The organism is Pseudomonas sp. ACM7 (assembly GCF_004136015.1).
Taxonomy (GTDB): domain Bacteria; phylum Pseudomonadota; class Gammaproteobacteria; order Pseudomonadales; family Pseudomonadaceae; genus Aquipseudomonas; species Aquipseudomonas frigoris.
On record NZ_CP024866.1, the window covers coordinates 4,331,231 to 4,351,558 of the forward strand.

23 protein-coding genes are annotated in these 20,328 nt (G+C 59.5%); 15 read left to right on the forward strand and 8 right to left on the reverse strand.

Features of this window, described 5'->3' with window-relative positions; all coding sequences use genetic code 11:
* Positions 1–88: 88 nt before the first annotated feature.
* The 5 genes from CUN63_RS20585 (at position 89) to CUN63_RS20605 (ending at position 5,074) form a co-directional block, all read left to right on the forward strand.
* Positions 89–1,738 (forward strand): phosphoethanolamine transferase, encoded by a 1,650-nt coding sequence (locus CUN63_RS20585; protein ID WP_129441968.1) that lies wholly within the window; start codon positions 89–91, stop codon positions 1,736–1,738.
* A gap of 73 nt (positions 1,739–1,811) precedes the next feature.
* Positions 1,812–2,474, forward strand: a complete 663-nt coding sequence (locus CUN63_RS20590; protein ID WP_129441970.1) for a class I SAM-dependent methyltransferase — start codon at positions 1,812–1,814, stop codon at positions 2,472–2,474.
* A gap of 123 nt (positions 2,475–2,597) precedes the next feature.
* A complete protein-coding gene (gene rnd / locus CUN63_RS20595) occupies positions 2,598–3,731 on the forward strand; it encodes a ribonuclease D (RefSeq protein WP_129441972.1) in 1,134 nt (377 codons plus the stop codon).
* Positions 3,728–4,021, forward strand: coding sequence for a YcgL domain-containing protein (locus CUN63_RS20600; protein WP_007898694.1), 294 nt, complete (start codon positions 3,728–3,730; stop codon positions 4,019–4,021). Before rnd ends, CUN63_RS20600 begins: the two co-directional genes overlap by 4 nt.
* A 120-nt stretch (positions 4,022–4,141) precedes the next feature.
* Positions 4,142–5,074: a D-2-hydroxyacid dehydrogenase gene (locus CUN63_RS20605; RefSeq protein ID WP_129441974.1), complete on the forward strand. Its 933-nt coding sequence runs from the start codon at positions 4,142–4,144 to the stop codon at positions 5,072–5,074.
* Positions 5,075–5,191: 117 nt separating this feature from the next.
* Here CUN63_RS20605 and CUN63_RS20610 read toward each other — a convergent pair whose 3' ends face one another.
* Positions 5,192–5,785, reverse strand: coding sequence for a nitroreductase family protein (locus tag CUN63_RS20610; protein ID WP_129441976.1), 594 nt, complete (start codon positions 5,783–5,785; stop codon positions 5,192–5,194).
* A 166-nt stretch (positions 5,786–5,951) separates the two neighbouring features.
* On the opposite strand from CUN63_RS20610, the gene CUN63_RS20615 reads away from it, so the two are divergent.
* Complete coding sequence (locus CUN63_RS20615) at positions 5,952–6,401, forward strand: YcgN family cysteine cluster protein (protein WP_129441978.1); 450 nt, start codon at positions 5,952–5,954, stop codon at positions 6,399–6,401.
* Positions 6,402–6,491: 90 nt separating this feature from the next.
* Positions 6,492–7,721 carry a hypothetical protein gene (locus CUN63_RS20620; protein WP_129441980.1) on the forward strand — a complete coding sequence of 410 codons (1,230 nt, stop codon included), beginning with the start codon at positions 6,492–6,494 and terminating at the stop codon, positions 7,719–7,721.
* A gap of 101 nt (positions 7,722–7,822) precedes the next feature.
* Here the strand turns inward: CUN63_RS20620 and CUN63_RS20625 are convergent, their stop codons facing one another.
* The 4 genes from CUN63_RS20625 to CUN63_RS20640 form a co-directional block, all read right to left on the reverse strand.
* Complete coding sequence (locus CUN63_RS20625; protein ID WP_129441982.1) at positions 7,823–8,200, reverse strand: DUF2892 domain-containing protein; 378 nt, start codon at positions 8,198–8,200, stop codon at positions 7,823–7,825.
* Between the two features lie 90 nt (positions 8,201–8,290).
* Entirely contained in the window at positions 8,291–8,761 is a 471-nt protein-coding gene (locus tag CUN63_RS20630) for an RNA methyltransferase (RefSeq protein WP_129441984.1), read from the reverse strand.
* A gap of 208 nt (positions 8,762–8,969) precedes the next feature.
* Positions 8,970–9,344, reverse strand: coding sequence for a YajD family HNH nuclease (locus CUN63_RS20635; protein WP_056742523.1), 375 nt, complete (start codon positions 9,342–9,344; stop codon positions 8,970–8,972).
* Between the two features lie 49 nt (positions 9,345–9,393).
* Complete coding sequence (locus CUN63_RS20640; protein WP_129441986.1) at positions 9,394–10,080, reverse strand: spermidine synthase; 687 nt, start codon at positions 10,078–10,080, stop codon at positions 9,394–9,396.
* A 98-nt stretch (positions 10,081–10,178) separates the two neighbouring features.
* On the opposite strand from CUN63_RS20640, the gene CUN63_RS20645 reads away from it, so the two are divergent.
* On the forward strand, positions 10,179–10,469 hold the full coding sequence (locus tag CUN63_RS20645) for a hypothetical protein (RefSeq protein WP_129441988.1): 291 nt from the start codon (positions 10,179–10,181) through the stop codon (positions 10,467–10,469).
* Here the strand turns inward: CUN63_RS20645 and CUN63_RS20650 are convergent.
* Both CUN63_RS20650 and CUN63_RS20660 read right to left on the reverse strand, forming a co-directional pair.
* Positions 10,466–10,939 (reverse strand): cyclic nucleotide-binding domain-containing protein, encoded by a 474-nt coding sequence (locus CUN63_RS20650; RefSeq protein WP_129441990.1) that lies wholly within the window; start codon positions 10,937–10,939, stop codon positions 10,466–10,468. The genes CUN63_RS20645 and CUN63_RS20650 overlap by 4 nt on opposite strands.
* A 210-nt stretch (positions 10,940–11,149) precedes the next feature.
* The gene (locus CUN63_RS20660; protein WP_129441992.1) at positions 11,150–13,204 is read right to left on the reverse strand and encodes a S9 family peptidase; all 2,055 of its coding nucleotides are present in this window, start codon (positions 13,202–13,204) and stop codon (positions 11,150–11,152) included.
* A gap of 237 nt (positions 13,205–13,441) precedes the next feature.
* On the opposite strand from CUN63_RS20660, the gene CUN63_RS20665 reads away from it, so the two are divergent.
* Genes CUN63_RS20665 through CUN63_RS20675 form a run of 3 tightly spaced genes read left to right on the forward strand, consistent with a single transcriptional unit; the run spans position 13,442 to position 15,303 of the window.
* Positions 13,442–13,939: an MFS transporter gene (locus tag CUN63_RS20665; protein WP_129441994.1), complete on the forward strand. Its 498-nt coding sequence runs from the start codon at positions 13,442–13,444 to the stop codon at positions 13,937–13,939.
* A 32-nt stretch (positions 13,940–13,971) separates the two neighbouring features.
* Positions 13,972–14,748, forward strand: coding sequence for a class II glutamine amidotransferase (locus CUN63_RS20670; RefSeq protein WP_046046095.1), 777 nt, complete (start codon positions 13,972–13,974; stop codon positions 14,746–14,748).
* A gap of 12 nt (positions 14,749–14,760) precedes the next feature.
* Entirely contained in the window at positions 14,761–15,303 is a 543-nt protein-coding gene (locus tag CUN63_RS20675) for a DUF2937 family protein (protein WP_129441996.1), read from the forward strand.
* Between the two features lie 85 nt (positions 15,304–15,388).
* On the opposite strand, the gene CUN63_RS20680 is transcribed toward CUN63_RS20675, so the two are convergent.
* On the reverse strand, positions 15,389–16,303 hold the full coding sequence (locus tag CUN63_RS20680; RefSeq protein WP_129441998.1) for a LysR family transcriptional regulator: 915 nt from the start codon (positions 16,301–16,303) through the stop codon (positions 15,389–15,391).
* A 159-nt stretch (positions 16,304–16,462) separates the two neighbouring features.
* Between CUN63_RS20680 and CUN63_RS20685 the strand changes: the two genes are divergently transcribed.
* From CUN63_RS20685 to CUN63_RS20700, 4 genes are all read left to right on the forward strand, one after another.
* Entirely contained in the window at positions 16,463–17,749 is a 1,287-nt protein-coding gene (locus tag CUN63_RS20685) for an MFS transporter (protein ID WP_129442000.1), read from the forward strand.
* A 78-nt stretch (positions 17,750–17,827) separates the two neighbouring features.
* Positions 17,828–18,580, forward strand: a complete 753-nt coding sequence (locus tag CUN63_RS20690; protein ID WP_129442002.1) for a 5-oxoprolinase subunit PxpA — start codon at positions 17,828–17,830, stop codon at positions 18,578–18,580.
* Positions 18,577–19,281 carry an allophanate hydrolase subunit 1 gene (locus tag CUN63_RS20695; RefSeq protein ID WP_129442004.1) on the forward strand — a complete coding sequence of 235 codons (705 nt, stop codon included), beginning with the start codon at positions 18,577–18,579 and terminating at the stop codon, positions 19,279–19,281. Before CUN63_RS20690 ends, CUN63_RS20695 begins: the two co-directional genes overlap by 4 nt.
* Positions 19,278–20,204, forward strand: a complete 927-nt coding sequence (locus CUN63_RS20700) for a biotin-dependent carboxyltransferase family protein (protein ID WP_129442006.1) — start codon at positions 19,278–19,280, stop codon at positions 20,202–20,204. Before CUN63_RS20695 ends, CUN63_RS20700 begins: the two co-directional genes overlap by 4 nt.
* Positions 20,205–20,328: the final 124 nt, after the last annotated feature.

The window sequence follows — 20,328 nt, forward strand, 5'->3', positions numbered from 1 at the left end:
TGGTTGGCAGCCTACACTTAGTGATGTTACGGCCAATGAAATTTTCACATTTGGCGAAGGCACTTTTATTCAGGAACAGCCGATCATCATGTTGAAGATTAAAGCCGTGCGCCCCGAGTGGGTGACACTGATTTCCAGCGCCTTTCTATTGGCAGGATTCAATTTCGTTCTCTGGCAACACCTGTTTGAAATCACGGCCTCTGACGGTCAAGGCATCGTCATGCGTGTGGCATTCGGGGCGATGATCCTTGCTGCTTTCAACATTGTGCTGACCCTGCTGGCGTTCCGGCCGGTAATGAAGCCCGTTTTGACGCTGATCTTTATGGTCAGTGCCAGCGTCGCGTACTTCATGGGTCAATATGGCGTGCTGATTGACACCGGCATGTTGCGTAACTTTGCGCAAACTAATGCGACGGAAGTGCGTGACTTGCTGTCGTTGAAGTTGCTTGTTTATATCCTTGTGCTGGGTGTTTTGCCGTCGTTGTTGTTGTGGCAGATCCCGGTTAATTACCGCCGCTGGCACCGTGAGCTATTAAGTAAAGCACTGGTAACTGTCGCGTCGGTTGCCGTGATTGGTGGCGTTGCACTGGTTAACTATCAGGGCCTGTCTTCGTTGTTTCGCAATCATCATGAATTGCGCCTGATGGTCGTGCCAAGCAACTACATCGGTGCCTCTTTCGGCTTTCTGCGTGAGCAGGTCGCGTCTGCGCAGCAGCCCTTTGTCAAACTGGGTGAAGATGCCCAGAGAAATCCCGCCTGGCAAACCCATGAGCGCAAATCCCTGACCGTGCTGGTGGTGGGCGAAAGTGCCCGGGCCGAGAACTTCGGCATCCTGGGGTATAACCGTGACACCACCCCCAAACTGAGTAAAGAGGCCGGCCTGATCGCGTTCACCGACGTGCATTCCTGCGGGACGGAAACAGCCGTGTCGGTGCCGTGCATGTTCTCCGACATGGGCCGCAAGGATTACAACGCCAGCAAGGCAAAGAACCAGGAAGGCCTGCTGGACGTACTTAAACGCGCGGGTCTCGACGTGATCTGGCGCGATAACCAATCGGGCTGCAAAGGCACTTGCGATAGGGTGACCGTCGACGACGTCAGTAACCTGAAAGACCCGGTGCTGTGTGCCAATAGCGAATGCCGCGATGAAATCCTGCTGCAGGGTTTGCAGCACTTCATCGATACCCTGGATAAAGACACGGTACTGGTATTGCACCAGATGGGCAGTCACGGTCCGGAATACTTCAAGCGCTACCCGAAAGAGTACGAGCGCTTCACCCCGGTTTGTGAAAGTAACGCCCTGAATAATTGCAGTCGCGAAAGTATCGTCAATGGCTACGACAACACCCTGGTGTATACCGACCACGTGCTGTCGACCCTGATCGATTTGTTGCGCAACAATCAGGACAAAGTCGATACCGCGATGCTCTATTTGTCGGACCACGGCGAATCCCTGGGCGAGTACAACTTGTTCCTGCATGGCACGCCTTACATGCTGGCGCCGGAACAACAAAAGCATGTCGCGATGCTGGCCTGGTTTTCCGACAGCTATCAAAAGTCGTTCTCGGTGGACGCCAATTGCCTGCAACTGAGTCGCGACAAGCCCTTGAGCCAGGACAACCTGTTCCATTCGATGCTCGGTTTGCTGGAGGTCAAGACCACGGTGTACAAGCAGAATCTGGATATGTTTGCCGGATGTCGTGGTGCGGTGACCGACGGCGTGTTGGCCAAAAAGTGAGTACCTCAACCTTTTTTTCATGCCCCGGTCGCTAACTTGCGGCCGGCAGAGTTTCCCCCGAGAGCCATTGCACATGCCCGCTCAACCCCCATCTGCCATCGAGCTTGAGATCGCCCGGCGCTACGATCAGGAGCACGCCCGCGTCTGTCTTCAGCCGCGACCGCGTGGCCTGGCCGGGCGGTTGACGTTCTGGCGTGACGAGCAATTGGTGCGCAGCGCGCTCAAGGCTGCCGGCGAACCGGGTCTGGTTCTTGATTTGGCTTGCGGTGTCGGGCGCTTCTGGCCAGTACTGGCCGAGCATGCAAACCGGGTGATCCTCGCGGCCGACCCGTCGCAGGACATACTCGATCATGCCCGCACTCACCATCCGCAGAGCCTGCTGAAACGGGTCAAGACCTTTCAGAGTTCAGCGTTCACCATCGGCTTGTCGGCGAATGCGGTTGACTGCATTTTTTGCATGCAGCTGTTTCAACACATCGCCTGCCCCGAGCATCGTTTGGCCATGCTTAAGGAGTTCCATCGGGTCAGTCGCGATACGGTGATTGTGGGGGTTCGGGTCGATGCTCATTTCAAAGGCCGGCGCACGGATGCACAGGGCGTTCCGGCCCGACCGTTGGCCAGCAAGGCCGACGTGGAAGCCGAGTTCAAGCTCGCAGGTTTGCGCGTGCTCAGTCATCAGGACTTCCTGCCCGGCTGTGCGCGGATGCGCGTCTACGTACTGCGTAAGGCCGGCTAGTCTCCGCTTGTCAGACATTTCTTGCCGTCTGGCAGGCATTTTCGCTAAAGCTCTTGTTCAGTGGAGGCGCGGAAATCGCCGGGGGCGATATATACTGCGCGCCATTCTTCAAGGGAGAGCCGTGTGGCCATCGATATTCACTGGATTCGCGACAACGATAGCCTCGGTCAGTTTTGCGCCGAGTGGCAGCAGCTGCCATTCGTTGCCCTCGACACCGAATTCATGCGGGTCGACACCTTTTATCCGATTGCAGGCCTGCTGCAGATCGGCGATGGCGTACGCGCTTACCTGATTGACCCGCTGAGCATCGACAACTGGCAGCCTCTGGCCGCGTTGCTGGAAAACCCGGCCGTGGTCAAAGTCGTCCATGCGTGCAGCGAAGACCTCGAAGTCCTGCTGCGCCTGACCGGCAGCCTGCCGGCGCCGTTGTTCGACACTCAGTTGGCCGCCGCTTACCTGAACCTCGGTTTTTCCATGGGGTATTCGCGGTTGGTGCAGGAAGTGCTCGGCATCGACCTGCCCAAGGGCGAGACCCGTTCCGACTGGCTGCAACGTCCACTTTCCGACACCCAAATCAGCTACGCCGCCGAAGATGCTTTGCACTTGGCGGAAGTTTTCGTACAGCTTCGTCCGAAGCTTTCTGACGACAAGTACGCCTGGGTCCTGGAAGACGGCGCCGAGCTGGTGGCCAACCTGCGCCGCGAAGTTGATCCGTATGAGGTCTATCGCGAAGCCAAGCTGGCCTGGAAGCTCTCCCGTGCCCAACTCGTCGTATTACGTGAACTGTGCGCCTGGCGCGAGCGCGAAGCCCGCGCCCGTGATCTGCCGCGCAACCGCATCGTGCGTGAGCACTCCCTGTGGCCGCTGGCGCGGACTCAGCCGGACAACCTCGGCGCGTTGGCGAAAATCGAAGACATGCACCCGCGTACCGTGCGTCAGGACGGCGAATTTCTGCTTGATCTGATCAAACGCTCTGGCAGTGTGTCGCCTGATCAATGGCCGCCTGCGGTGCCGGAGCCTTTGCCGGTGGACGCCGCCACGCTGGTCAAACAGCTGCGTGCGATCGGCCAGGCCGAAGCCGAGCGCCTGAACATTGCGCCGGAGCTGATGCTGCGCAAGAAAACCCTGGAAGCGCTGCTCAAGAGCGGCTATCCCAATGGTCCTTACCAATTGCCTGATTCGCTGCGTGGCTGGCGCCGCGAATTGATGGGCCAGGCGCTGCTCGACAGCCTGGCCACCGCCGGAGAACAGCCTTGAAACGTATTTGCTCCATTTATCGAAGCTTGAAGAAAAACGAGATGTACCTCTATGTGCTCAAAAGCGATGCACTGGAGCGCGTCCCGGAAAGTCTGATGGCCGCCTTCGGCAAACCGCATCACGCCTTCGACCTGGTGCTGACCCCCGAGCGTAAACTGTCGCGCGAGGACATCACCGTGGTGCTGGAAAACCTTGAGAAGCAGGGTTACCACTTGCAAATGCCGCCGGCCGAAGACGAATACATCGAACACTTGCCGGAAGAATTGCTGCGCCGCAACGACCCGATGTGACTGGCAGACAGGCTCTGTTCAGAGCCTTTATGAAACACTGGAATGATTTTGGCGAGGGCCAGGGCGATGGAGCGTTACTCCATCGGCGGCCGTCTGCACTGTTTTTGAAAGGTTTGAACCATGCGCGTTCTGATTGCTGAACACGACCACCCGGTGTACGCCCAGCTGTTGCGTCAAGCAGCGCCCGACCTGGAAGTGCTGACCAGCGGCGACTCCGCCGAACTGGCCAGCCAGGCCGCTGATTGTCCGATCTGGCTCGGTCAGCCGGACCTGCTGGCGACCTTGCTGCGTCAGGGCCACGAGCCACAATGGCTGCAATCGACCTGGGCGGGCATTACGCCGCTGCTGGCCGACGGCTTGCCTCGCCACTATCGCCTGACCCGGGCAGTGGGGATTTTCGGTCAAGTCATGGCCGAATACGTGCTGACCTACATGCTCGGCCACGAGCGCGAAGTGCTGCCGCGGCTGGTCAGCCAGGTCGAGCGCAAGTGGGACAGTCGCCAGGGCCAAAGCCTGGCCGGGCGTAAAGTGTTGATCGTCGGCACCGGTGACATCGGCCAGACCGTGGCGCAGTTCCTGGTGCCGTTTGGCGTCGAGTTGTACGGCATCGCCAGCGAAGCCCGTGAGCAGGCGCCGTTTGTCGAAGTCGGGGCGCTGGCTGATCTGCCGCGTCTGGTCGGTGAGGTGGATTACGTGATCAATCTGCTGCCGAATACGCCGAACACCCACGACCTGTACGACGCGGCGCTGTTCAAGCAATTCAAGCCGACCGGGTTGTTCATCAACGTCGGACGCGGCGTGGCAGTGGTCGATGCGGACCTGGTGGAAGCTTTGAAAGAAGGGCATCTGGCCGGTGCTGTGATCGACGTCTGTCGTCAGGAGCCGCTGCCGCAGCGTCATCCGTTCTGGACCGCTTGGGGCCTGCTGCTCACTGGCCACAGCTCGGCACCGACCTCGCCATTGATGATGGTGAATCTGTTTGTCGAGAACCTGCGGGCGTATCAGGCGGGTGAGGCATTGCGCGGGGAAGTGGATTTCAATCGCGGTTATTGACTTCACCGCAATCAAAATGTGTGGGCTTGGCTCGCGAAGAGGCCGGCACATCCAACATCAATGTTGACTGACAGACCGCTTTCGCGAGCAAGCCCCACATTGGATCTTCATTGTTGGTTAGAGGGTGAAATCACCCTCGGCGGCCAACTCGCTCAGCGGACGACGCGGGCTCGGTTCTTCACGTGCTTGCAGGTAATCCGCCAGCGTCGACTTGTCGCCCAGTTTGCCCACCGCTACCGCAGCGTGCAGCGCATAACCTTCTGGAATGTTCAGCTCCTTGCGGGTCAGGTCCTGGTCGAAACCGGCCATGCCGTGGGTGTGCCAGCCGCTGATGCTCGCTTGCAGCGCCAGATGGCCCCAAGCGGAACCCGTGTCGAAGGTGTGCCACAAGGCCGGGGTCTCTTCGGTGGCGCCAGGCACCGCGAAGGTGGTTTTCGAGATAACGATTACCAGTGCCGAGGCGTGTTGCGCCCAGCTGCGGTTGAATTCGTTCAGCAGGCCCAGATAGCGCTCCCAGTTTGGCGTGTCGCGACGCGCATACAGAAACCGCCAAGGCTGCGAGTTGTAGGCCGATGGCGCCCAACGTGCAGCTTCGAAGAAGCTCAGCAGAGTTTCTTCGGAGATCGCTTCGCCGGTGAAGGCGCGGGGCGACCAGCGGTCGGTGAACTGAGGGTGGATGGCATAGTCGGCAACGCGTGGATTAGCACTCATCAGGAGATTCCTTGCTACGTTTGAAGGTGAGGGGCGACGCAAAACCCTACTGGGCGGCACAATAACTGACAAGCTCGTTTTTACCGGCAGTCGCCAACGCTTGGCCCACAAGGGCCTTGGCACTAGACTGGCGGCCTTTTCACCACCTGATGTTGATGCTTGAGCCATGGCCGCCAAAGTCGAACAGTTCTGGATACGCAAAACCCTCGATCAACTCGATCAAGAGGAATGGGAATCGCTGTGCGACGGCTGCGGTTTGTGCTGCCTGCAAAAGCTCGAAGATGAAGACGACAACAGCGTCTATTACACGCGTATCGCCTGCAAACTGCTGGACCTGAAAACCTGTCAGTGCACCGATTACCCGAACCGCCGCGATTTCGTCCCCGACTGCATCCAGCTCACACCGGGCAAGGCTGACGAATTCAAATGGTTGCCGCCGACCTGCGGCTATCGACTGGTCAGCGAAGGCAAGGACCTGCCGCTTTGGCACCATCTGGTGTGCGGTGATCGCGATGCGGTGCACCACGAACGTATTTCCCAGTCCGGGCGCATGCTGGCCGAAGGCAGCGTGGCCGAAGACGATTGGGAAGACCATTTGATTTTCCGGGCGGGTTAATTCCCACTCAAAAAATCGGCAGTGATTACTAGAATTTGGGGCTGCTACGCAGCCCAGCGCGAGCAAGCTCGCTCGCCACAAGGAGTGTGTATGGCTGTGGGATTGCGGCTGGCGCTGGCCTTTGGGCTTTTGGCTCTGAGTTCGCCCGCGTGGGCGGCGAAGAAGGTCGATCTGGATTATCACGTGCGCCTGTTGCCGCAAAGCGATCAGGCTGAAGTGCAGTTGACGCTCGCTCAGGGTTCGGCGGTACGCAGTCTGGATTTCGACCTGGGCGATGGTAGTCACTACAGCGATTTCAAGGCCGATGGCCAATGGCAGCTCACGCCGGGCAAGCAGGCCCGTGGTGTCTGGCGTCCGGCCGCCGACAAGGCCAGCCTGACCTACCGCGTACGCATCAGCCACGGGCGCAAGAGCGGCAGCTTCGATACGCGCATGACGCCAACTTGGGCGTTGATGCGCGGCGATGATCTGGTGCCGGCAGCCAAACTCGATCAGCAGGACGGCATTGAGCTGGTTTCACGCCTTGAATTCGAATTGCCCACCGGCTGGAAAAGCGTCGAAACCGCCTGGCCGCGAATCGGCAAGAACAAGTTCCGGATTGATAACGTCTCTCGATTGTTCGACCGGCCCACGGGCTGGATGCTCGCTGGCCACCTCGGCAGCCGTCGCACGCGGTTGGGGGAAACCGAAGTCACCGTCGCCTCGCCCCAAGGCCAGGGCATGCGCCGCATGGATGTGCTGACGCTGCTGACCTTTGTCTGGCCGCAAGTGCAGGCGGTGTATCCCCGTCATCCCGTCAAACTGTTAATCGTCGGTGCCAACGACCCGATGTGGCGTGGCAGTCTGGGCGCGCGCGAATCGATCTATCTGAACACGCGTCTGCCGATGGTCAGCGAAAGCGGTACCAGTGCGCTGGTGCGGGAATTGGCGCAGGTGTTCGGACGGATCAACGATCAACAGCGCAGTGACTGGATCAGCGAAGGATTTGCCGAGTATTACGCCATCGAACTGGTGCGCCGCGCTGGCGGCATGAGTGATGAGCGGTATGAGAGTTTGCAGAAGAAGTTGGCCAAGGACAGCCAGAACGTCACGACCTTGCGCGCTGAGCAGGTCAGCCCGGCGCAGGTGTCCAAAGCGGTCGCGTTATTGCAGGAACTGGATCGCGAGATTCGCCTGAAGACCCGCAACAAGCGTTCGCTGGATGATGTGTTGCAGGGGGCGATGCATTTGGAGAGCGTGGATACCAAGGAATTTGTTCAGCTTGCCGAAAGCATCATTGGTGAATCGTCCAAGGTCCTCGATACCGAGTTACTTCAGTAATACCGCTATCGCGAGCAAGCTCGCTCCCACATTGGAATGCGGTCACCTGTGGGAGCGAGCTTGCTCGCGATGAGGCCCTTCGACTCACCACAATGTCTGGATCAAACCCCGGTTTTAGGCGACTTCAACGAATCATTACCGGTCACGGTAGCGGTATTGGTCGCCGCTTCAGCATTCGCCTTCAACCGGTTCAACTCTTCACCCGCCCGCTGAATCTTCGCCCGCACGTTGTTCATGTCCTGACGGCTTTTCTGCAGCAGGCTTTTCGCCGAACTGTGCCCGGTAATACCACGGGCCAGGGCTACACCGCCGATCGCCACTTGAATCAACCCGAACACGCCACCGCGACGCAGGCCCTTGCCGACCATCACCACACCGCCGGCCAGGGAAGCAATGCGTTCCCAACCCTCAACGTTTTGCTCAGTGTGAGTCTGGAACGGGGTGGATTCGATGCGTTCTACACGATTGAGTTCGCTCATTATCTGTCTCCTGGCTGGAATGGCTTTCAAGAATAGATAATTAAGCTGACTGCCGAGGCGGGCGGCTTGTTCCATCGGATGTGCGGTGAATCAGCGAAACTTCGCCCCGGAGCGGGTGTTGAGTCCCTTGGACAGGCGGTCATAGAGCACGACGTTGACGGTGGCCGCCAGGTTCATGCAACCGGTGGTCGGGATGTAGACCACGTCTTCGCACCAGTCGCGAATCTCTTTATCCAGCGAGCCGTCTTCCGGGCCGAAGATGTACAGCGCGCGGTCCGGATGGGTGTATTCCGGCAGCGAACGGGCGCCGTCCACCAGTTCCACAGCGACCGGAACGCAGCCCAGCGGCAGGATTTTTTTCAGGTCGTCGATGCCGATCAGCGGAATGTCGTAGTGGACGCGCTTGGTGTCGGTGACGAAGTCGGCGGCGCGCTCATAACGTTTGCCGGTGTAGAACACGGACGCCACGCCATAACAGCCAGCGGCGCGCATCACCGAACCGACGTTCTCCGGTGATTTGGGGTTATACAAACCAATGCAGCTGTACCGTTTGTCTGCCACGAGCGGGTGCCTTCGGGGAAAAAACGGCGATTATACGGGGATTGGGGGAGGGGTGTTCGGTTTGGAGATTGGTGGTGTCTGGTCGGCCGTCTTCGCGAGCAAGCCCGCTCCCACATGGATCCTGAGTGTTCACAAATGTTGTGTTCACAGAAGATCCCCTGTGGGAGCGAGCTTGCTCGCGATGAGGCCAGGTCAGGCGCTGAAGATATTACTCGTCTTTCTTCATCAGGCCGGCCAACGCCGCAAACGGGTTGTGGGTCGCCTTGGCGATTTTCGGCGAGCTCAGCGAGCCTTCACCGAAATACTGTTGATCGGTGTACCGCGAGTGTTCGTTGTCGTGGCAATACAGGCACAACAGTTCCCAGTTCGAGCCGTCCTGAGGGTTGTTGTCGTGGTTATGGTCGCGGTGGTGCACGGTCAGTTCGCTCAGGCGCTTGCCGGAAAACTCACGGGCGCAGCGACCGCACACGTGCGGGTACATTTTCAGGGCCTTGTCGCGGTAACCCATTTCCTTGTCGCGCTGGTTGTCAGCAAGGATGCGGTCCAGTTTCGACGTGTTGGTCGGAGGCGTTGACGAACTCATGGGTTCACCTTTGTAAAAAGACTAATGACGGTATTAATCGCAGTTTAGCTCAGCCCTTGAGCTTCTCGGCAATCCAGATGGTGTGGCGGGTGCCTTTGTTGCCGTGGGCGAAGACCTGGACTTCCTCGGCCTTGAAGCCGGCCTTCTTCAGTTTGTCGGAAAACTGTCGGTCAGCGCTCGCGGACCAGACGGCCAGCACGCCTTTGGGCCGCAGGGCCTTGGCGCAGGCGCTCAGGCCGCCGGCGGAGTAGAGCCAGCTGTTGGCCTTCTGGGTCAGGCCTTCGGGGCCGTTGTCGACGTCGAGCATGATCGCGTCGAAACCTTGCGGCTCTGCCTGCAGGACTTTGGCCACGTCTTCCATGCGAATGACCGTGCGCGGGTCAAGCAACGGGTTCCCGGCTTTCTCGCCCAACGGCCCACGGTTCCACTCCACCACCCCCGGCACCAGTTCGGCGACCACCACTTCAGCGGTCTTGCCCAGGTGCTTGAGGGCCGAGGCGAGGGTGAAGCCCATGCCCAGTCCGCCGATCAGCACGCGCGAATTCGGCCGGCCGGCCACTTTACGGCACGGGATCTCCGCAAGAGAGTCTTCCGATCCGTGCATGCGGGTGTTCATCAGTTGCCCGCCGTCGCCGCCCTGGATCTTGATGACGAAATCCTCACCGTATTCGAACAGGCACAAGGCACCGCCATTTTCAGGAATTGGAGTGGTGTCGAGCAGAACGAAACGTTTCATGGGACTCACTTGAGGAGAAATTGGCATAAGAGGGGGAAGGCAAACACGCGCAGTTGGGAGTAGCCTGCAAAAAGACAACAAGGCCAACGGAGCCATTGATGAAGCGCACCATTCTAACGGTCATTGCCTTGGCCGCGCTCTCGATAACTGCAGTGCAGGCCCAGCAGTTGCAAACCATTCCGACCAACCCGGCGCCGATGCCTGGTTCACCCGGCACCGCGACCCCGACACCGTACCCGCAAATCACCCCGACCGCTGCGCCCAGAACCGGGCCCGGCAGTGGTGGCCCGCCGTTGGTGCCCATTGAAATGCCTAGCCCGCCCAGCAAGGACCAGCCACTGCCGGGGCTGGAGCAAAACACGTCGAAAACCAAATCACCCGGCGGTTAAACCTGCTGCGAGAGCAGTTGTCCATCGGCCATGCGCAAGCGTTTGGAGAGGGAGACGGCGAGGGCACGGATGATTTTGGCGGCGATTTTCGGCGCATCGTTGAGCATCTTTTCCAATGAATCCTTGCCCAGATTGAGCAACTGGCAATTGCTCGCGGCCACGCAACTGGCCGAGCGCCGTTCGCCGTCGAGTACGGCCATTTCGCCGAACGCCCGACCGCTACGCAACGTTGCCATAGTCACCAGGTGCCCGTCGCTGTTGGTTTTCTGCACTGCCACCTGGCCGGTGTGGATGATGCACATGAAGCTGCCGGCATCACCCTCATGGAAAATATCTTCGCCCGAAGCAATGGTGCTGATGCTGAAGTAGCCCGAGGCCGTGGCGAAGTCCGCCGGCAGCAGTTGATCGAACAGGCCACAGTCCATCAGCCAGTCACGAATTTCGTTGTTCAGTAAGGTCGGTTCTGACATGTCGTCACGGTCTTTTTCTTGTGTCTGGTTCCGGTTTTCTGGACGTCCCCAATCCCCTGTGGGAGCGAGCTTGCTCGCGATGGCGGCGGCACATTCAACATCGATTGTGAATGTTATGCCCTCATCGCGAGCAAGCTCGCTCCCACAGGGTGGATGTGTTGTACCGGGTTCGGTGTTCGGTGTTAAGACCGGCACACCGGGCCAAGTTCCTCAGGCGATGCCCAAAACCTTGAAAACAAATGCGTATTCGAGTGCTACGTCACGCAATCCCTGATAACGACCGCTCATCCCGCCGTGCCCGGCACCCAATTCGGTCTTGAGCAGCAGGGGATTGGTGTCGGTTTTGGTTGCGCGTAATTTCGCCACCCACTTGGCTGCTTCCCAGTACTGCACGCGACTGTCGTTGTAGCCGGCGATCACCAGGGTCGCCGGATAAGCTTGTGCGGTGACGTTTTCGTACGGGGCGTAGGCCTTGATCCGCTCATAGACGTCCGGTTCTTCAGGATTGCCCCACTCGTCGTACTCGGTGACGGTCAACGGCAGATCCGGGTCGAGCATGGTGTTCAGCACGTCGACGAACGGCACTTCGGCAATCGCAGCAGCAAACAACTCCGGGCGCTGATTGAGCACCGCGCCGATCAGCAGACCACCGGCGCTGCCGCCGCTGATCGCCAATTGCGATGGCGTGGTGAAGCCATCGGCGATCAGGTGTTCGGCGCAGGCGATGAAGTCGCTGAAGGTGTTGTGTTTGTGTTCCTGCTTGCCAGCGCGATACCAGGCTTCACCCAGTTCACCGCCGCCACGTACGTGAGCGATGGCGAACGCCACGCCACGGTCGAGCAGACTCAAACGGGCGTGGGAGAACCACGGGTCGAGGCTTTCACCGTAGGCGCCATATCCGTACAGATAAAGCGGCGTCGGCTTGCCGAGTGCTTCGCGTTTGACGACGAGGCTGATCGGCACTTTCGTACCGTCAGGTGCCGTCGCCCACAAACGCTGACTGACGTAGGCATCGGCGTCGAACGGGCCGAGCACCGGGGTTTCCTTGAGGACTTTCTGCTCGCCGTTGCCCAATACCAGTTGGCGGATTTGCGCCGGACGGTTCAGCGCTTCGTAGCGCAGGCGGATCCTGTCGCTGACGAATTCCAGGCTGTTCTGCACGTGCAGGCTGTAGGCCGCATCCGGTAATTGCACACGGTAGCTCGGCAGGTCTTGCGGATGAACTTCGATGATCGGCAAGCCACCCTCACGCAAGCTCAGGGTCACGGCCCCGGCGTTCAGGCTCATGCCTTCGATCATCACCGTGTCACTGTGGGGGATCAGGTTCTGCCAGTCGGCCTCGGTCGGCGCCACGCCGGTGTCTACGGCGTGGTACAGGGCAAAGTTGATGCCGTCGCGATTGGTGCGAATGAACCAGGTCCATTGACCGTCGAGCGCGCCGTGGTCGACGTCGTACTCATGGTCTTCAACCCTCGGTGCGATGCAGGTAAAAGCCTGCTGCGGCTGGAACGCGTCAAGCACCCAGACTTCGCTGGTGGTCTTGCTGCCGAGGGACAGCAGCAATTGCTGCTCGGAACTGGAGCGGTAGCAATGCATGAAGAATCGACCGTCCGGCTCATGGAACACTTCTTCAGCCGCCGTACCGTCCAGCCGATAGCGGAACAGTTTGTGCGGGCGATGGGTGTCGTCCAGCTCGCCGAAGAACAGCGTCAGGCTGTCATTGGCCCAGGTCATGCTGCCGTCGCAATCCTGGAATTCCAGTTCGCTGACACGGCCGTTGGACAATTCCTTCACGAACAGCGTGTAAATCTCATCGCCCGTGGCGTCGATGCTGTAGGCCAGACGCTGGTGATCCGGGCTGATACTGAACGCGCCCAAGGAAAAGAAACCGCCTTTGGCCAGTTCGTTCGGGTCCAGCAGCAGCTGTTCCTGGCTTTCGTCGAGCTGCAGGCTGTCATCGGCAGGGCGCGGGCAGCGGTAGTGACGGGCATATTCATCACCGGCCGTGGTGCGCGTGTAATACAGGTACGGACCCCAAGGGGAGGGCAAGGACAGGTCGGTTTCGAGAATCCGGGCCTTGATCTCTTCGAACAGGGTTTCACGCAACCCGGCCTGATCGGCGGTTTGCGCCTCTTGGTAGCGGTTTTCCGCTTTCAGGTAGTCGAGCACCGCGTCGGTGTCGCGCTCCTGCAACCAGGCATACGGGTCGTCGCCTTCGGCCTTGTGGGCAATCGGGGCGCTGGTGACGTTGGCGGTTAAGGGCATGAAGGGCTCTCGGACGATGTACGGAATAAGGGTTTTTCAGGTCTTGATGCCGCTGCAGACCCCTGTGGGAGCGGGCTTGCTCGCGAAAGCGGTGTATCAGNCAACAATGATGTCGACTGACACTCCNNCTTCGCGAGCAAGCCCGCTCCCACAGGGGTTAGGCATAACGGCCCGGCATTGGGGCAAGCCTGACGTGCGAAAAGTCGTTACTATAAGCGCCTCTTTGCCTGCCTTGCCATGGACACCATGACCGAGAACGACTATCTGATCGCTTGGGGGCTCTACGCCTTCGCCGCTTTGGGCTGCCTGCTGGTGTGGATGCGCCTGACCCGCTGGATGTGGCGCTGGCTGCGTGAACCGTTACGGCTATTGGTTGCCGTGTTGCTGTTCAGCCCGACCATCATCGACCCGGTGAAGGAAAAGGTCGCTCCGGCCATCGCCATTACTGCCCTTGATCTATTGTTCAAGGTCGGCAACAACGCCTGGCGGGCGGTTTCCGACCTGTTCATGTACGGCATGATCGCCTTCGGCATTTACCTGGTATTCGTGGCGATCCGTTTCCCTATAGAACGTGCGTCCAACGCTCGCAAGGAACAGGCTGCCGCTGCCAAGGCTGCGGCCCGGGCCGATGACCCTGAAGAGGATCGTCCTTTCGGCGGTGCGGGCGATGATCGTTACGGTCGTCCACCGGTGCCGAGCAACCCTCAGCGATTGCGGGTCGAACCGCGTCTGTAACCTTGCCCCTGCCTTTCAGCGAGAATCCGAGCATGTGTGAGTTATTGGGCATGAGCGCCAATGTGCCGACCGATATCGTGTTCAGCTTCACCGGGCTGATGCAGCGCGGCGGCCGCACCGGTCCGCACCGTGACGGCTGGGGCATCGCTTTTTACGAGGGCCGTGGCCTGCGCCTGTTTCAGGACCCGGCGGCGAGCTGCGAATCCGAAGTCGCGAACCTGGTGCAACGCTATCCGATCAAGAGCGAAGTGGTGATCGGGCACATCCGCCAGGCCAACGTCGGCAAGGTCTGCCTGTCCAATACCCATCCATTCGTGCGCGAGCTGTGGGGCCGTAACTGGTGTTTCGCCCATAACGGCCAGCTCGCGGAGTTTCAACCGATCAAGAGTTTTTACCGCCCAGTCGGCGATACCGACAGCGAAGCGGCGTTCTGCGATTTGCTCAACCGCGTGCGCGCAGCGTTCCCGGAACCGGTAGAGGTCGAAGAACTGCTGCCAGACCTGGTGGCCGCCTGCGCCGAATACCGTAGCAAAGGCGTGTTCAACTGCCTGCTCAGCGATGGCGATTGGTTGTTCTGTTATTGCTCGACCAAATTGGCGCAAATCACCCGTCGCGCGCCATTCGGCCCGGCGCGCTTGAAGGATGTCGATGTGATCGTCGATTTCCAGGCCGAAACCACGCCCAACGACGTGGTCACGGTGATCGCCACCGAACCCTTGACCGAAAACGAAACCTGGACCCGCTACGAACCGGGCCAATGGAGCCTCTGGCGACGCGGTGAATGCGTCAGCCAGGGCAAGACCGAATAAGGATTTCCCTTCATGTTGCTCAGTTATCTACGGCTGGTGTTGTTTGCAGCGGGCTTGTTGATCGGTGTCCAGGTGCCGGGGTTCATCAGCGATTACGCCAAACGGGTCGAAGCGCATCTGATTGAGGCGCAGACCAGTCTGAGCGGTTTTCAGGGCACGGCGAATCAGTTCTTCAAGGGCGACATGCAGGCGTTGGTGGCCCATTACCGCGGCAGCGAAGACCCGATTTTTCGCAGCGATGCTGACAGCCTGAGCACCTTGCTGACCCGTCAGCTGGCGCTCGACAAACAGTTCCAGGCCATGCAGGGGCCGTGGTACATCCGCTTCCTGCAGGTTGCACTGGCGGCTGATCCGGATATTCGCAAGGAAACCTGGAACGGCTACAGCTACCAGATCCTGCTGACGCCGGAAGCGATGATCTGGGGCATGAGCGGAGCGTTGCTGTTGTCGTTCGGCATTGAATGCCTGTTCCGTCTGATCGACTGGGTGGTACTGGGCGGCAAACGCCTGCGCCAGAGCCGACCGATCGAAGATCGGGATGTGCGGGGGTTGTAACAGCAAAAGATCGCAGCCTTCGGCAGCTCCTACATTGGAATGCGTTCCCCTGTAGGAGCTGCCGAAGGCTGCGATCTTTTGCTCTTCAACGACTCAAAGTGATGTAATCCTCACCCACCTTCTTCGCATACCCGTCCAGCACCTGCTGACACAACGAAACAATCTCCTCGACCCATTCCACGCCAACCCGCCACGACACCACCACCTGCAAATTCGGTGGACGTTGATCGATGGCCAGCAAGGTCAATTCCCCCCGCGCCAGTTCCTCGGCTACCAGCACCGGTGGCAGCGCGCCAATACCGAAACCGTCCCGCAGCAACCGGGTGATCGCCGATACCGAGTTCACGCAGTTCAACCGTGGCGTCATGATGCCGTTGGCCTGCATCAGGGCGAGAATCTCCTGATGCGGATGGGAGTTTTTCGAATAGGTAATGATCCGTTCCCGCGCCAGGTCGGCAATACCTGAATACTCGCGGTTGTAGATCGAATTCGTAGCCACAATCCAGCCCATCGGGTGACTGGCCAGCTCAAGGCTGCGCACACTTTCCTGACGCAACAGGTCGGTTTGCAGGATCAGATCGAGAAAGCCTTTTTGCAGCTGATCGCAGAGGTTGAGCGCGGTATCGGCCACCAACTCGATTTCCACCAGCGGATAGTGATCCATCATGTGCGCCACCAACGGGCTCAGCCAGGTATGGATGACCGTGTCCATCACGCCGATGCGAACCCGTCCGACCTTGCTCGAGCGGGTTTCGATCGACTGCTTGAGGGCTTGCATGGTGTCCATCATTTGCTCGGCGTACTCGAGCACTTTCAAGCCTTCGGGCGTCAGGCTCACGCCACGTGAATCTCGCAGGAACAGCTTCACCCCGAGCTCGCCTTCGAGCACGGCAATGCGGCTGGAAACCGACGCCTGGGTGGTGAAGAGCTTGTCTGCCGTCAGGCGAAAACTCTTGAGTCGGGCGACCCAGACAAAGGTCTCGAGAAACTTCAGGTTCATGGGGTCTGCTCGGGGATAAAGAATTCTTATGTCTAGGGCGGGGTTTTATTAGTTGGACGTAGCAGGGCAAGGCGCCCAAAAATCGGGCCATCCGGTTCCCACGATAGGCGTCGTCGGGGCTCAGAACAATACCAATAAAAATTAGCGCGGAGATTTGCCATGAGTGCGCCCGACACGCTCGACATCCCCAAAGCCACGGTTCGTCCTGGACCTTTCGACTGGTACCGCAACATCAACAAGCAGGAACGCCGCACCTTCTGGAGCTGCAAGATCGGCTATGGCCTGGACGGCATGGACACGCAGATGCTCAGCTTCGTGGTGCCGACCCTGATTGCGATGTGGGGCATCACCACCGGCGAGGCCGGGTTGATTCACACCAGCACCCTGATCGCCTCGGCTATCGGCGGTTGGGTGGCGGGGATTCTGTCCGACCGAATCGGTCGCGTACGCACCTTGCAACTCACCGTGCTGTGGTTCGCCTTTTTCACCTTCCTCTGCGGCTTTGCCCAAAACTACGAACAACTGCTGATCAGCCGCACGCTGATGGGCTTCGGTTTCGGCGGCGAATGGACCGCTGGCGCGGTGCTGATGGGTGAAGTGATTCGCGCCAAGGACCGGGGCAAGGCTGTTGGCATGGTGCAATCCGGCTGGGCATTGGGTTGGGGACTGACTGCGATTTTGTATGCGCTGCTGTTCTCGGTGCTGCCACCGGAAGACGCCTGGCGCGCACTGTTCATCCTTGGCATCGTGCCGGCGATCTTTGTGATCTTCGTCCGCCGACTGGTCAAGGACCCGGAAATCTATCGCGAAGCCAAGGCTAAGCAAGAGCCCAGCAATCCGGCAAAATTCTACGAGATATTTGCTCCCGGCATCCTTTTCACCACGATTCGCGCGTCGGTGCTGACCACCGGTGCTCTGGGCGGTTACTACGCGATCACCTCCTGGTTGCCGACGTTTCTGAAGAACGAACGCGGTTTGAGCGTACTCGGTACGGGCGGTTATCTGGCGATGGTGATCGTCGGTTCCTACGTCGGTTACGTCATCAGTGCGTATTTGACTGACATCCTCGGGCGTAAAAAGAACTTCATTCTGTTCGCGGTCGGCTCGTTCACCATTGTTCTGCTCTACACCCAATTGCCGGTGAGCAATGGCGTGATGCTCTGGCTAGGCTTTCCTCTGGGCTTCTTCGCCTCGGGGATCTTCAGCGGCATGGGCGCGTTTTTGACCGAGCTGTTTCCAACACGGATTCGCGGTTCGGGTCAGGGCTTTTGCTACAACATTGGTCGGGCGCTGGCGGCGTTGTTCCCGCTGTTGATCGGCTTGATGAGCCAGAAGGTGCCATTGAGCGTGGGAATCGGTGCTTTTGCGGCAGTGTCCTACGGGGTGGTGATCCTAGCGGCCCTGAGTCTGCCGGAAACCCGTGGCAAGCAACTCGAAGCCCAATAACTTAATGCCCAGCAACTGATAATCTGCGGGCAAATGCCTTACAGATAGAAAAGAATAAAACTTACAGGAGTGTTCACCGTGAGCCGCCTGCTATTGAACTGCGACATCGGCGAGAGTTTCGGCAACTGGACCATGGGTCTGGACGCCGAGGTCATGCCCTTCATCGATTGCGCCAACATTGCCTGCGGCTTCCATGCCGGCGATCCGAGCATCATGCGCAAGACCGTCAGTCTGGCCTTGAGCAACGGGGTGCAGATCGGTGCTCATCCGGCCTATCAGGACCTTGTGGGGTTCGGCCGCCGTTCCATGGCTTATACCGCCCAGGAACTTCAGGACATTGTGCATTACCAGATCGGCGCCCTCGACGGCATTTGCCGGGCTCAGGGTGGGCGGGTGAGTTACGTCAAGCCGCACGGCGCGATGTACAACGACATGATGGCCAACCCGGCGCAATTGCGCGCAGTGCTTCAGGCTGTGGCGTCCTATGATCGTGAGTTACCGCTGATGTTGATGGCCACTCGCGACAACAGCGCAGCCCAGCAGTTGGGCGATGAATACGGCGTAACCCTGTGGTTCGAAGCCTTCGCCGATCGCGCTTACGACAGTGCGGGAATGCTGGTCTCGCGGCAACTGCCGGGCGCGGTGCATCACGATCCCGAAACAATCATCGAGCAGGCGCTGACCATTGCCCGCGGCGGCAACCTCACGGCCAGCGATGGCAGTGCCTTGCACTTGCAGGCCAATACCCTTTGCGTACACGGCGACAATGCCAGTTCGGTAGCCGCCGTGCGGCGTATTCGCGAAGCACTTGATCAGCAGAGCGCGCCATGAAAATCCGGGTCGAAGTGGTGGCGCTGGATTGCTTGATGGTCCGTCTGTTTGATGAGATCAGCGAGGCCAACATGCCGTGGATGCTCGCCGCCAGTGAAAGTCTGCGGGCTGCATTCGCCGGGCATCTGATCGATCTGGTGCCGTCCTATACGACGTTGATGGTGCATTACGATCTGACCGCGTTGAGTCCGGCCCAGGCTCGGGAGCTGATCGCCGAGGCCTTGATCGATCTGTCGCCCAACGCCTGCACCCGCGGCAAATGTCATGTGTTGCCGGTCTGGTATGACTTGAGCGTTGGCCCGGAGTTGAGCCTGTTGTCCCTGCGCAGCGGATTGGCCGTGGATGAAGTGATCCGTCGCCACAGCGAGCGCGAGTATCAGGTATTCGCCTTGGGTTTCGCGCCGGGTTTCGCCTTCATGGGGCTGGTGGAAGAAGCGCTGGCGGCGCCGCGTCTGAACACTCCGCGTAAAAAGGTGGCCGCCGGCAGTGTCGGCATCGCCGAACGCCAAACGGCCGCTTACCCGGTGGTGTCCCCCGGTGGCTGGAATCTGATCGGTCGCACCCCGGCCAAATTGTTCGACCGCGAACGCGACGGCTACAGCCTGATGCAACCAGGCGACACGGTGCGCTTCGAAGCCGTCAGCCATGCCGAATTCATCAATCTGGGCGGTGATGACACGCCGTTGGAGGCGCAGGCATGAGCCGTCTATCAATAGAAGCGAGTACACCGCTGTGCCTGTTGCAGGACGCTGGCCGTTTCGGCGTGCGGCATTTGGGCGTGACCCAGGGCGGGGCGGCGGACTGGCGATCAATGTCGTGGGCTAATTGGTTGCTGGGCAATGGCCTGGAAGCACCGGTGATTGAAATCACCCTGGGTGGGTTCACCGTCGTTGCCGAAGAGGATTGCGTGCTGGCCTTGGCCGGAGCGGATCTGGGGGCACAGGTGGATGGCGAGGCGTTGGCACCGTGGCGCAGTTTCAGGCTGAACAAAGGTCAGCAATTGCAATTCACTCAGCCGCTGCTTGGGGCTCGGGCATATTTGGCGGCCCCGGGCGGATTTGATGCGCCAAAGGTGTTGGGCAGCAGCGCAACGGTGGTCCGTGAGGAGCTCGGTGGGCTGGATGGCATGGGCCGGGCGTTGGCCAAAGATGCGCAGTTGAGCTACTCCGGGAGCTCGCTGCTACTGATACGGGAATTGGCGCGCGAACAGGTGCCGGATTTCAAACTCAACGCGCCACTGGACCTGGTGCTCGGTGCCCAGATCGGCGAGTTCAGTGGACAGAGTTCGTTTGACGCGTTCAACAGCATCTGGACCCTCGACAGCCGTGCCGACCGGATGGGCATCCGCTTGCTGGGAACGGCGTTGCAGTATCAGGGTAAGCCGATGATTTCCGAAGGCATCCCGCTGGGTGCGGTTCAGGTGCCGCCGGACGGGCAGCCAATTGTGTTGCTCAATGATCGGCAGACCATTGGTGGCTATCCGCGATTGGGCGCCTTGACGCCGTTGGCACTGGCGCGACTGGCGCAGTGTCTGCCGGGAACGCAGGTACGGTTGAAGCCGGTGGTGCAGGAAGTCGCGCATCGGGAGCAGCTCGAGTACCTACGCCGGTTTGTGAACCGCTAAAAGCATCGTCGGAACGCCGCCCGGAGCAAGCTGGCTCCCACATTGGATCGTTGTTGCCCACACATTTTGTGAACGACACATTCCCCTGTGGGAGCGAGCTTGCTCGCGATGGCGTCCGGTCAGG